Annotated in this window: 10 protein-coding genes; 3 read left to right on the forward strand and 7 right to left on the reverse strand. The window is 60.0% G+C overall.

All coding sequences use genetic code 11. The annotated features are described in order from the left end of the window. Window positions 1-146 precede the first annotated feature (146 nt). Genes NKJ20_RS21850 through NKJ20_RS21860 form a run of 3 tightly spaced genes read left to right on the forward strand, consistent with a single transcriptional unit; the run spans window position 147 to window position 3,307 of the window. On the forward strand, window positions 147-2,477 hold the full coding sequence (locus tag NKJ20_RS21850) for a type VI secretion system Vgr family protein (RefSeq protein WP_352746840.1): 2,331 nt from the start codon (window positions 147-149) through the stop codon (window positions 2,475-2,477). A gap of 12 nt (window positions 2,478-2,489) precedes the next feature. Further along, window positions 2,490-2,915: a DUF6484 domain-containing protein gene (locus NKJ20_RS21855; RefSeq protein ID WP_352692836.1), complete on the forward strand. Its 426-nt coding sequence runs from the start codon at window positions 2,490-2,492 to the stop codon at window positions 2,913-2,915. Then, window positions 2,915-3,307: a hypothetical protein gene (locus NKJ20_RS21860; RefSeq protein ID WP_352746843.1), complete on the forward strand. Its 393-nt coding sequence runs from the start codon at window positions 2,915-2,917 to the stop codon at window positions 3,305-3,307. The genes NKJ20_RS21855 and NKJ20_RS21860 overlap by 1 nt, the downstream gene beginning before the upstream one ends. Here NKJ20_RS21860 and NKJ20_RS21865 read toward each other — a convergent pair. The 7 genes from NKJ20_RS21865 to icmH are packed head-to-tail and all read right to left on the reverse strand — an operon-like array spanning window position 3,277 to window position 12,734. Further along, complete coding sequence (locus NKJ20_RS21865) at window positions 3,277-4,116, reverse strand: hypothetical protein (protein ID WP_352746846.1); 840 nt, start codon at window positions 4,114-4,116, stop codon at window positions 3,277-3,279. The two genes, NKJ20_RS21860 and NKJ20_RS21865, sit on opposite strands and share 31 nt — an antisense overlap. Continuing rightward, entirely contained in the window at window positions 4,113-5,231 is a 1,119-nt protein-coding gene (locus NKJ20_RS21870; RefSeq protein WP_352746848.1) for a DUF4150 domain-containing protein, read from the reverse strand. The genes NKJ20_RS21865 and NKJ20_RS21870 overlap by 4 nt, the downstream gene beginning before the upstream one ends. Then, the gene (locus NKJ20_RS21875) at window positions 5,228-6,253 is read right to left on the reverse strand and encodes a beta-ketoacyl synthase N-terminal-like domain-containing protein (RefSeq protein WP_352692828.1); all 1,026 of its coding nucleotides are present in this window, start codon (window positions 6,251-6,253) and stop codon (window positions 5,228-5,230) included. Before NKJ20_RS21875 ends, NKJ20_RS21870 begins: the two co-directional genes overlap by 4 nt. After that, complete coding sequence (locus NKJ20_RS21880) at window positions 6,250-7,353, reverse strand: DUF2169 family type VI secretion system accessory protein (RefSeq protein WP_352746852.1); 1,104 nt, start codon at window positions 7,351-7,353, stop codon at window positions 6,250-6,252. The genes NKJ20_RS21875 and NKJ20_RS21880 overlap by 4 nt, the downstream gene beginning before the upstream one ends. After that, on the reverse strand, window positions 7,353-7,880 hold the full coding sequence (tagF, locus tag NKJ20_RS21885; RefSeq protein WP_352746853.1) for a type VI secretion system-associated protein TagF: 528 nt from the start codon (window positions 7,878-7,880) through the stop codon (window positions 7,353-7,355). Before tagF ends, NKJ20_RS21880 begins: the two co-directional genes overlap by 1 nt. Next, complete coding sequence (tssM, locus tag NKJ20_RS21890; protein WP_352746854.1) at window positions 7,877-11,410, reverse strand: type VI secretion system membrane subunit TssM; 3,534 nt, start codon at window positions 11,408-11,410, stop codon at window positions 7,877-7,879. Before tssM ends, tagF begins: the two co-directional genes overlap by 4 nt. A 1-nt stretch (window position 11,411) precedes the next feature. After that, on the reverse strand, window positions 11,412-12,734 hold the full coding sequence (gene icmH / locus NKJ20_RS21895; protein ID WP_352746855.1) for a type IVB secretion system protein IcmH/DotU: 1,323 nt from the start codon (window positions 12,732-12,734) through the stop codon (window positions 11,412-11,414). Between the last annotated feature and the right edge of the window lie 3 nt (window positions 12,735-12,737).

Consider the following 12,737-nt stretch of genomic DNA (forward strand, 5'->3'; position numbering starts at 1 on the left):
TTCGTGGTCAGCTTTGGCCTGCACAACAAACATGTGGTACGCTCGAAATGGACTGGCAACCATCAGGGTCTGATGTGATTTCGAGTTCCTGACTAGGATCTTCAGATCCACTGGGCTGGCCGCCAGGCCGAGGAGGGGCACGACCCATGCCAAGTGAACAACGTGCCACGGTTGTGCAAACGCCAGTTGGCGCTGAACTGTTGACCTTTACACATCTCGTCGGGCGCGATGAGATCAGTCGTTGTCTGGCCTATACGGTCGGCTTCGTGAGCCCCAGCCACGATATCGATCCGCTGGAGATGCTGGGTGGCCCCGTCTCGATCGAAGGTGAAGCCGACCCCCAGCGCTGGTTCAGCGGCATCGTGTCGGAGTTTCGCCTCACCCGGATCGAGGATCGACTGGCCTATTACGAAGCAGTCGTCAGGCCATGGCTCTGGTTTCTCGGCAATACGACCGACTGCCGTATTTTCCAGAACATGAGCGTCATCGAAATCGTCGAAGAGGTTTTCTCGAAATACAGCACGGCAAAATTCGAGAAACGCCTGCAAGGGTCCTATCCGCCGCGCGAATACTGCGTGCAATATGACGAGACGGATCTCGATTTCGTGCAGCGGCTGCTCGAGCACGAGGGCATCTTGTATTTCTTCGAGCATGGCGAGGGCAAGCACACGCTTGTGCTTGCTGATGCGATGAGCAAGCTGAAGCCGGCGCCGGGCTATGAAAAAGTGCCTTACCACTTCGAGGGGCAGGGCTCCCGGCGCGATGTCGAATATATCACCGAATGGATTCCAGGCAGTTCGGTGCGGCCGGGCGCCTATGTCCATACCGACTATGATTTCAAGAAGCCGGGCGCTGACCTGATGGCCAAATCCGCCCAGCCGTTCAATCACAAGCTGGCCGCAGGCGAGAATTACCGTCAGCCCGGCGCCCACCTGGAAGTCGGCCGCGGTGATAGCCTGGCGGCGATCCGGCGCGAGGAAATCCAGGCGGTGCACCAGCGCATTGCTGCAGTCGGCACCGTGCGCGGCCTGTATTCAGGCTGCACTTTCAAGCTGGACGGCTTTCCGCGCGAGGACCAGAACCAGGAGTATCTGGTGGTGAGCGCCGAATACAGGCTGTTCGACCCCGGCTACAGAGCCCATGCGGATGTCGAGAGCGAGAACTTCAAGGTGATCCTCGGCGTGGCACCCACGGCATTGCCCTATCGTCCGCCACGGGTCACGACACGGCCGATCATGCGCGGCCCTCAGACGGCGACGGTGGTCGGTCCGTCCGGCGAGGAAATATTCACCGACAAATATGCACGGGTGAAGGTCCAGTTCCACTGGGACCGTCTCGGCAAGAAGGACCAGAACAGTTCGTGCTTCGTGCGGGTTTCGCAGACCTGGGCCGGCAGCGGCTGGGGATTTATCCAGATTCCGCGTATCGGCCAGGAGGTCATCGTCGACTTCATCGAAGGCGATCCTGACCTGCCGATCATAACCGGCAGGGTCTACAACGCCGCGCAGATGCCGCCTTATGGACTGCCCGGCAACGCCACGCAATCCGGCTGGAAATCCGATTCGTCGAAAGGTGGCGGCGGCTACAACGAGCTGATGTTCGAGGACAAGGCTGGCTCCGAACTGGTCAACTTCCAGGCGCAGAAGGACCACCACCTTCTGATCAAGCACGACCGCAACAAGTTGGTACAGCATGATCAGTCCGACCGCATCGACCACGACGCCAAGCACTCCGTCGGCCACAACCTCGACGAGGACGTCGGCAACAACAAGACGGTCAAGGTCGGCGTCGACCAGACGACCAATATTGGCTCGAACGACACCGAGACGGTGGGTGTGGATAGGTCGCTGACCGTCGGATCGAATGAGACGATTCACGTTGTGGCGAATTCGACCGAGAATATCGATGCCAACCATTCGCAGACCGTAGGATTAGTTCAAACAATCACTGTTGGCGCGGCTCGTATCGATTCGGTCGGCGCCGCCGAGACCCGAACCGTCGGGGCGGTGCAGATGAACACTATCGGGGCGACACGGTCGGTCAGCGTGGGTCTCGGCCAAAGTCACGACATCGGCGCTTCCGACAGTTGGAAGATCGGAGCCAACCAGGGCATCGACATAACTGGCAACCAGAGCGTCAACATCGGCGGTGGGCAATCAACAGAGATCGGCAAGGCTCGGACAGCCAAGGTAGCCGCGGATGATATCACAGATATCGGCGGAGCCCACGCGCTCAAGATAGCAAAGGGCAGCGGGATTACCATTGCCGAAGACGGCTCGATTGGTGTCGGGAAGAAGCTGGTCATAGACGCCGGAGACGAGATCACGATCAAATGCGGCGACGCCTCCATTATAATGAAGAAGGATGGAACGATCGGCATCAAAGGAAAGGACATAACAATAACCGGCAGCGGCAAGATATTCGCCAAAGCGTCCGGTGACATTGTCATGAAGGGTTCGGAAATCAAACAAAACTGAGGAAACCGTCAGGTGGCAAAGATCATCGAACGAATCGAAGGCGTCGTAATCGGGATTTTTCTCGGTTTCGGCGAAGGTGGCCCGCTCGTTGTGTTTCCGGGCAATCCGAAGGATACGGCCCTTCCGGCTCGTAGTCTCGCTGAACTGAATTCCGATATGATTGGCTCCGAGGTCGCATTGTTGTTTGAGGACGGCGACCTAGGCCGGCCACTAATTGTCGGGCGTATCGTTGAACCAAAGGGAAAATCTGTAGCTCCTCATGTCGTCCGCGACGGCGAACGGGTGAGAATCACAGGCGAGGAACGCATCGAGCTGCGCTGTGGCAAGGCCGTGATCATCATGGAAAAGGATGGCCGCATCACCATTCGCGGCACCTATGTGACGAGTCATGCCAGTGCCGCGAATCGTATCCGGGGCGGTTCCGTGAATCTGAACTGATGCCGGCGCCCATCCTACGCGAAATCGTCCGCCAGCACGCCGAAATGGCGGCATTTCTATGGACTGTCTACGACTACAATCTGCTGCATCCCGGCGAAAATCCCGAGATGGACGATGAGCGGATAGCTAGATTGGTCGAGAGACTAGAAGCACATCTGGATGGGCTGCGGGTGGCCGGAGATGCGGGAAAGGAAATCGTCAAGGAGCGCTACGACGAGTTTCCTGAGGCTGGAGAGCTTTTCGTCCTTCGAATGCTGACGACCAGATCGACTGTTCGCATCGTCGATCTCAATCTTGAGAAGGTTCGAAAATATCTCACCAATGCGGGCACATCGGTTGCGGCTAGCGTACGTGCTCCTGGTCAGTCTGGTATTTCCCTCCCAAAGAAATAGCGAACTCCCGGTCTGAATTCGAACAGGTCGACTTCGTCGAAGAGTTGCTCAAGGGCAGCGGCCGCAGGTTTTCGGTTCAGCTGAATATTCTTGTAAAATTGCGAAAGGTCGAATCCGGTGAATGCCTCTATTAGGTTTCTGGCGGTAACGACGTCTTCGTTGTCATAGGTCTCCCCAAGGGTATTCAACAAATTGAGCGCCAGATCCTCAATGTTTACGGGCTTGCCGTAGAGAAAGGACTGGCGCGAAGAATTAGGAAAATTTGCACGGATCTCATCGATTTTTAGCTCAACGGCTTTCGCGTATTCAACTACGTCATATTGGCGACGCCCAGGTTCATACTCATCGATCGAATCCGGCACAACTTGCGGTCCATCGAAGATATCTCCGACCGAAGCCTCCAAGGTGATCGACAAATGGTATGGAAGGTCGGTATCGCTGTCGACGGTGACTTCATCTCTGTAGAACCAGACCGCCTTCTGCGTCGCATCCAAAATGCCGCTCCTTGAGAGAGCGATGCAGAGCCATTCAATGGATTGGCTATCTTGCTGCAGCGATTGGCGGATTGGGTCCGCCACATCCAGGAGCAAGGTCCTTGGTGTGACGTACGGCAACAGCGCAAACGCGTCGATAACTACTTCCACCGAGGGGGAGGCTTCGAAGACTGTTGGAAACATTGCAGATGATGCGAAGTTTCCCTTCTTGCACTCTTCAAATATCTGCAGCAGCCGCGCTCCGGCTGGCGTCGAACGGCTGCGAAACTCGTTCGTCCCGAAGTGGAAAAGTTTGCCGCGCGTCGAGAATGTCATGGATAAGGGTTTATTCCTTGAAGCGTGCCTTGCGCCTCATTGATTTTGTCGCATTCGCCGGAAAGGGCGCCTTGGCCTATCAAGTTCTTGGGGGAATTGGGACATCCACCGGCATCTATGGGGGTCATGTGGTGCACTTTGCCCGTGTTTGTTCCGGTGCCTTTGCCGTCCCGTTTTATTATCGCTTTTTTCACAGAATCGGTAATTCCAAGTATTTTTGTACGGACATGATGCAGTATGTCGACGTGAATAAGGTCTTTTTCGTTCTTTCTTCCAGCGTGCTTGGTTTCTAATTCTCTCTTCTTTTCCGGGTCTGCTTGCTCAAGAATTTCGGAATAGCTACGCGTTCCCTTGAAGTGGACACCGCAATCTTTATCCTCCTCATGCAGGTTTGGGCATTTTTCTCCCGTTGCTCGTGCATTTGCTACGGTCTTAGACGCCTCCTTGCGTTTTTCGTACTGATCCCACGCTTTCATGCGAGGCACCAAGCCTAACGTACCGGCTTTGGCTGTTTCCTCAATATTGACGATCTTAGCGTTCGCCCGCTGCATGCGCTCCTTGTAGTATTCGGCCTCGGGGACAGTATCACACATCTCGCCGTTGGCTTTCACCTGATTGGCGTGGGCGGGTTCTGTCCCGCAGCACGGGCACTTGGTCTTTGGCGCCGACCCGCCACCAGGTCCCGGTCTCCCCACCTTAGCCTGCGGAGGTGTGTTTCCAACCTGATCGCTTGTATGATTGTTTGTCGAGATATCTGAGAACCGGCTGACAGGGAGGCTGTCCGCCTTTACATTGCTTGACCACGCTCGCGCGTATTCCTTACTGGTGTTAGTGGACGAGATGACTCCTTTCTTGGCTGCGCTGCCGGCTTCCGTGCCAGTGGTCTTGCTGTAGTCCGATTTGTCCTTTTGGGTGATGTTCTCTCCGCCGATTTTGACGGTACCGGTGCCCTTCTCAGTATCCGAGTCCATTCCAAATGACGGATACGGGATCGGTACCCCTGGCGGTGTCGCTGGATTTTCGGGCGGAGTGAAACAGACATCTGGAAAGGCCGCGATGACCTTGTTGCCCTGGGCCTTTGCGGCCACCTCCAGTCCGTTGGCGAAGACAGTCACCAGGCGGCCCTCGCAGCCAGCACGGCAGCTCCACAAGCGCCTGCATCGTTGGAGGACTCGACAAGCACCGGGTTCCCCGTCGCGTAGTTCTTTCTTGCCGCCATTAGTGCCATTCCGAGCATCAGAGGCGTGACCGCCGCACCAACATTGCCGAGGGTTTCCGCAGGCGACCACAGATCCTGGGACGGACACGGATTGCGCACCAGCCGTATCGATGCCAGCGCCGTCTGCTTAAACCAATACTGTTCGCCGATGAGATCTGAAATTCGATAGCCGAGGCGGTTCATCTCTATTCCAGTCTCACCCAACGCATGGCGATAAGCGGACGTCATACCGTCCGCCCTGAGCGGCAAGTCTTGCTTGTTGTAAATAGAGGCCGCCTCGCGCGAAAGGCCTAGTCCCGCTAGCCGAAATCCCCCCCGCCTCGGTGGCCCGCACAGGACTGCCGCCGCCGCTTCCCCAGGAATAAACCCGTTTGGATTGTCGGACGTTAGGAGTCGACGCTCCTTAAGGTAATACGTCGTGGCCAAGGTCGTCAAATAGCTATCAACGCCGGCAACCATCACGTATGGTATTTCGCCCGATACAATCATCCGACGCGCATGATCAAGCGCCACGTGTCCGGACGGTCGCCCATGGGCAACCACCCGTGACCGCGAATGCTTTTCGACTTCGGTGATCTCGGCGATACGGTCGAGCAGACGCAGCGTGCTTCTTACCGGCCGTCCTGGGCGGTCTTCCTCTGCCAAGCAAAGGATCAGCGCGGCTTGCCCACGCGCTTCCGGAACTTCTTCGAATGCCTCGACAATTGCGCCTGCGGCGAGATGCGCCATTCGTTTCTCGCCGATCCAATTGCGTGGCAGAGGTACCGGCGCGCCGATCAGCCACTCGTCATTTTCATCCTTGAAACGCGTTTCCTGAAAGCCATCAATCCCAGCCCGGATCGCTGCGCAAGCCGATGGTGCGTCAAGGCCAACCGCCGTAACCATGCCGACCGAAAGAATGTCGAGTGCCGGCCTCACGTGTTCTCCGCCTTCTGCGCCGCAGTCGTTTCATCGAAGCGAGAATAAGCACGAGCCGCAGCTCGTATCCGCACCATTGCCTCGGTCGGCGGGCCGATCCAGCATTCGCTGAAATCGAGAATAGTACGGTGAATGCGCTGCGATACGCGCCAGACCAACGAGAAGCGTCTGTTCTCCGGGTCGAAGAGGACAGTGTCTGGAAAGGTGACGCGCTCGGGGGCCTTCTGCCTACCCTCGAACAGCGTCAACGGCAATGCTGTCGATGGCAGCCGAAAACTCACCCGCCCGTCAGGTGTCAGATTCACCAGTTGCACTTCTTCGCCACCTCTTGGCAGGTCGATCTGCTGGTCCGGCGGTGCCATCTGGAAGTAGCGCTCGTCGAAATCCTGGGGCAGGAAGGGGAAGACATTGTCGATCCAGTTCTGGTCATAGGTGCCGCCAAATTCGATGCGTCCCGGCCAGCCGCGGCCCATCGGACCGAAACTCATCGGCTTATAGTCGCCGAATGGCGAGCGGATTTCTTCACCGACAGCTTGCGTATTCGGTAGCCGCAGGCCGGGAATGAGGCGCTGGTTCTTGGTTCGCGACCAGCCGGTGCCGACCGGGTTGTATTTGTAGCTCGCTGGCAGTTTGTCCTCTGGATCGAGCCGGTCGGTGCCACCCCAGGCGACATCGTAGGAAATCGGCAGGCGCAGGAAGGGCTGCGGCGCGGTGGAGCTGAACACTGGCCCGACGGAGCGCCACTCGCGGTGGCCCACGACCTCGAAGAGCTTCGACCAATTGCCCACCTTGATGCCGACCGGCACGCGTTCGGCCGGACGTCCTCCCGGCGCATAGGCAAAGGCATTGGCAATCACGTCACAACGCGGCTTGCGGAAGGCGAAATCGGTTTCCCATAACGTGGCCGAATAACCAGGCACGCCGGTGTGCGTGTCGGCCATGACCAGCGGAATCTGTTCCACCGATTTTTGTACCGGTCCGCCGGGCGTGGCGGGAAAGTCGAACGTGCCTTTGACCACCACGACGATCCACTCATGGCCGGCCTTGTCCAAGGCCACGGTGAATTGGTGCGGATAACCCATCTGATCCCAGATTTGCATCAGCTGGTCTCCCAACTGGCGGCCAAGATTTGCTCCAGCGTCTCTTCAGGCGATTGCGGATCGATATCGAAAATGTCCGAACGAGCTATCCACATCACCATATCGCTGATGACCTCTTCGCCCGGCTCAACCTGCGGCACTCGTAGCGCAGCCAGCGCGCTATCCAATTCATCCGGCGTCAGCTCGCCGCCTTGGGCGGCGACGGCCGCTTCTTCGATCCCGGAAAACCACGCATCGGCGCGAGCCAGCTGAACGGAAGCCTCAGAAAGCTGCGCGACGACGCTCAACGGAAACTGCCTGCCAACCCTATCGACGCTCTGCAAGATAATGCCCGCCGACGCGTCGACAAAGCCCGGACCCGTTAGGAACCGTAGCGCCGTGCCGCGCGGCCAGGTTTCCGAGCCCATCAGCGGCACGATGTGCTGCGCCAGCCAGCGGTCCCAGGCGCGAACAAAATCTCCCGGCAGCCGCCGCGTCACAAAATCGCCGGTCGCGGGCATCTTGCCGTAAAAGCCGGGCAGAATCATATCTGCGGCGGACATGAGAATTTCTTGAACATTTGCAGGTTGTAAGGGTTTTCGACGCTGGCGGCCTTGAGTTGGAAATCGGCGTACATGCCTTGGGTGCCAAGGCGCAGGCTGTAGACGTCCGTCAGCGAGGTTCCGGTGAAGCGACCGCTGCGCAACATTCTCAGCCACGCCCAGCTGCCGGTCTCGTTGAGCAAGATTTCGGGCGAGCCATCGATCGGCTGGAAGGCAAGCGAGATGACGCCCGTGCCGTCCTTGCCGGGCCACGTCATCGGCTGCGGCCTCGTCGCGTTGTTATAATAGACGAGGTTCTGGCCATCGAGGTTGAGCGTCACGCGCGCGACATTGGGCGACAGATCCTTGGGTTCGAGCGTGAAGCTCATCAGCGGGCCAGTACCGCCAGGAAAGAGATCATCGCGGATCCGCCTTGCCTGTTCGAACGCGGCCAGTGCCGAAGGATCCAGGCCGAAATCGGCGCGCCATTTCCATGGCTGCGCCGACGTGTCGACATAGCTGATCAGGTGGTCGTTGATGAAGGTGTCGATCAGTCCTGCCGGTCCGAACAGGCGGGCGAAGTCGCGGACATTGACGTCCACGGCGCTGTCCGGGCTGAAAGGATAGCGGTTGTTGAGTGCTGCCTGGCAGAACGGCAGGATGTCGGCGCGCCAGATGGCGTTGAGCTCCGAGGTGACCGCCTTCTGCGTCAGCCCGCTGGTATCGCCAGCAATGCCGCCCAACCAGTCGTCGACCGGGTCGGGCAGGATCTGCGCCTGCCTGGCAACCGCTCCAGTCAGTTCGGCGAGGCCGCCCTGCTTCTTGATGGCGTCCTGAGGATCGGGATTGGCCGTCACCGTCTGCAGCACGTTGGACAGTGCGGTGAGCGCGACAATGGCGGCATCGAGCGCCGGCGGCTGGCCGTCGACCTCGGCAACGGCACCCTTGAGCGGTTTGAAATGCTCGGCCACCAGACTACCGGTAAGATCCACTTCGTCGGCGGAGCCCGCACGCGGCAAAAGCTTTGCTCCGGTTTTTACGATCTTGCCAAGCTTGCCCAGCTTGCCCAGCAGTTTCGAGCCACCTGCCGCCGCCTTGTCGTTTGTCGGCGCTTCATCGGATCGCGTAAGCTCGGTCTCCTGGACCACCGCGGTGACCAGGCGCTTCAGCGCGGAGTCGGCGCTTGAAAGATCCTTGAGGTTCTCACTGGCGACATTGAGGTCGGTCAATGGCGCCAGCCTCATGTCGCGCAGGAAGCTGTCCCATTGCGCGATATAGTCGTCGTAATAAAGCTTCAGAATATCCTCTGACAGCGCCGACACCGAGGTTTCGGAATTTTCCGAGCAACCGCCGGCGAACACCGCCCGGTCGAGTGCTGCCTGGGCGGCGACATCCTCGACCCGGTCGAGAATGGCGTCATGGAAGCCGGCATAGGTGAATGCTCCCGAAATGCCGACCCGAAGCGTCTTGTCGGAACGCCGCGCAAAGACCTTGGCGCCGTTGGGGCCGGCGAAGTTGGCAGGAATCCATTCCTTGAGCGCAGCGACCGCCGGGTCGGCCAGCAGCTGCTTGTAGGCACGCGCCGGCAAGGAAATCGTGCAGACGGTTTTCAGTGCCTCCGCAACCAGCGCCTGGTCCGGGGCGATATAACTGGCGTCAACCGCCATGCGACGGATCGCGGCAAGCTGGTGCTCTTCGGCGTCAGCTGTCGGAAAGGGGGCAGCCGCGGCGAATTCAGGCAGACTGTTGACCCACCAGCTCTGGGCGAAGTCTGGATCCATCTGAGAAAGGCCGGTCATCATGCGATAGGTCTTCAGCGCGCCAAGCATGAAGTCCGGATCGCGGATCTGCCGCCACATCGTCGCCTCGAGCAGCGCCACCATGTGCGGCTCGAGAACGTTGCGCAAAGCATGGTCGTAAGTGTCGGTCTGTGCCCGCACCAATTCCGCCGAGGCTGATGGCCCCAGCAAATCCTGTGCCGCGCCAGGCGGCGGGGTGCGGGCATTTGCGACCTCATCCATCGCACCGAGGGCGACATCGATGGCAGGCTGTTCTACGGATGCCGGGTTTGCCGCGGCCGAGGTCAGTGGCGTTTGCAGCGCCTCGAACTGGCTTGCCTGGGCCGTGATCGCGTTGCGGTTGTCGTAATAGGACCAGGTGAATAAACCGCTGACCAGCAGGGCGGCTGCGGCACATGCGGCGGCCGCGCCACGCCAGATCCAGGCGCGGCGGCGTTGCGCCAGCGGATCGAAGGTGCCTAGGCCGGCTTCCTTGAAGATGACTTCTGTGAGCAGGTTCTTTAGGAAGAAGCTGCGTTTTTCGACACGCGGCGCGGCCAACGCCCGGCGCGGCGGAAGGCCGAAGGAGGCAGACAGCACTGCGGTCAGCCGATCGATGGGCGCCCCTTCCTGGGTCGCCGACGTCAGATAAAGGCCACGCAGCCAGGCGGCCTCCTCATACCGGCTTTCGCCGAACATCGCCTCGATCAGTACCTGGATCGGCTCGGATAGGCTGGCGAGTTGGGCGGGAAACCTGAAGATTTCGGCGCGGGCAGCAAGCTTGTCTTCGTCCTCCAGCCGGGGCACCAGCCGCCGCTCGAGCTCGGTTGCTAACGTCGCGATTTCCCGCTCGATGGTCTTTGCATCGACATGCGCGTCGAGTGCGAACGTAGTCCCCCAGACCTGCTCGCGCGCAGCCGTCGACAAACCGCCGAAGAAAGGCTCGAACCCCTTGATCAGGTCGGCTTTTGTCAGCATCAGATAGACCGGAAGGCGGATTTCGAGGCGGTCGTTGAGCTCGGCCAGCCGACGGCGGATCTTGCGGCCATGCGCCTTGATGGCGTCGTCGCCCTCCGAAAGCACATCGATCGAAAGCGCGACGATCACCCCGTTGAGCGCCCGACGGCCCCGGTGCTTCTTCAAAAGGTCGAGGAAGCCCAGCCACTCCACTGCGTCGACGTCGGGTTGGCTCTCCTGTTGGACATAGCGGCCTGCAGTGTCGATCAGAACCGCACTCTCCGAAAAGAACCAGTCGCAATTGCGCGTGCCGCCGACCCCTTGCAGGTCGTCGGTCAGGTCGATCGGAAAATTCAACCCCGACTGGCGCAAGGCCGTGGTCTTGCCGGTGGCCGGCGGTCCGACGATCACGTACCAGGGCATCTCGCGCAGGAACTTGCGACCACCCAGTTTGCGGCGCTTCAACTCGGCCATGACCTCGCCGAACTTGGCTCCGACGGCAGCGACATTCTCTTCGCCGGGGCTGAGTGGCTTGTCTACCGCCGGCGCGGCGATTTCGGCGACGAACATACGGTTGGCACGGATCGCCCGACGCTGGGCGGCGATCAGCCAGATCAGCCAGAAGATGACCAGCAGTGCGATGATGACGATGCGCACATTGTCGGAGGCGAAAGGGTCGTAGGGCCCGACCCTGACGATCGGCCCGAATACCCAGATAACCAACGAAAGCAGCGTGATGCCAATCAGTGTCCACAGCCAGCGCGATGTCAGGACCGCCCAGAGGAAGCGCAGGATGAACATCTCACAGCCTCTTTTCGACCAGCACCTCAACGCGCCGGTTCAGGGCCCGGCCCTCGCGCGTGCCGTCGTCGGCCACTGGATCCGTGGCTGCCCGGCCCTCGGAATGGACGCGTTCCTGCGGCACTCCGTTTTGTACGAGCATGTCGGCAATGGTCTGGGCGCGAGCCTCTGACAGTCGCTGGTTGGTCGACAGCGGATTGGTTCTTTGCAGAGGGACGCCGTCCGTATGTCCGACCACAGTGATGTTGCCGATCAGGTTCTGATTGGCCAGGATCACCTTGGCGATCGAGCCGATCAGCGGCTCGAATCCTTCCGTCAACGTTGGCCGCGACGACTGGAACAGTTCGGGATTGGAGGCCTGGATGACCAGCTTGGCCAGCGAAACGCTCTCCGTGCCGCTGAGAGCCGATCTGAGATTGCCCGGCGCGCCGGCCTCAAATTCGGGCAGCAGCGCGAAATCCACAGTCTCCGGCGGCGGGACATCGACGGTTGGCGATACACGGCTGATGTCGCCACGGGTCGGCGGCGGCAAGGCGCGGACCAGAGCTGAAAGCTCAACCGCCTGGCTGCTTAGTCCCATCGAGAGCCCGACATAGGACGCGGTGGCGATGACCGCCGCGGCCAGGGCCATCACCCAGATCGGAACGATGAAGCGCTGCGGCTCGTCGGATGCGATGACGCCTTTCCAGTTCGGCGACAGTGGTCCATTCTCGGCGTCGGCATCGCGCAGGAAACGTGCCGCGGCCACACGAACGGCATTGAGCGAGCGATCGCCCGACCGGCCGGGCACGCGATACTTGCCGCGAAAACCGAGTGCCAGGCAGTCATACTGAAGTTCCAGCAATTCGCGATCGCGGTTCGGATGGCGTTCCAGTTCGTCGAGCCGTGTGAAGAACTGCGTGCCGGCGTCGACGTCGCCGCGCAACATGACCACAAGCGGCTGACGCGGCCATGCGCTGGCCCCGCCCCAGGGCGTGTTCAGGGCCAGATCGTCGAGCAAGGCCGCCACCACCCATGCTGCCTGATCGGCCCGTTCCATCGACGACCCCGCCGCCATTGCCGTGTCGCGTGCCCGAACCAGTTCTTCGAGCAGCCGAGTGCGTAACACTTCCGGATTCTCCGGTGGCAGCGCGCTTTCAAGCTCAGGCGCAAACTCGAGCAGGGGCGCGAAGGCGTTAACAAGGCCGTTCGGGTGGGTGCGCGAGCGTTTTACCGGCCCGCCGGGCAAGGATGCCGCCATCGGTCGCGGCATCGGCGTGCCGGTCAGCCTGATGCGAGTGCGTTCGCGATCCTCCGACAGTCCGAAAGGATCATCCCGGCTCATGGT

The organism is Mesorhizobium sp. M0185 (assembly GCF_040322175.1).
In the GTDB taxonomy this organism is placed as follows: Bacteria; Pseudomonadota; Alphaproteobacteria; order Rhizobiales; family Rhizobiaceae; genus Mesorhizobium.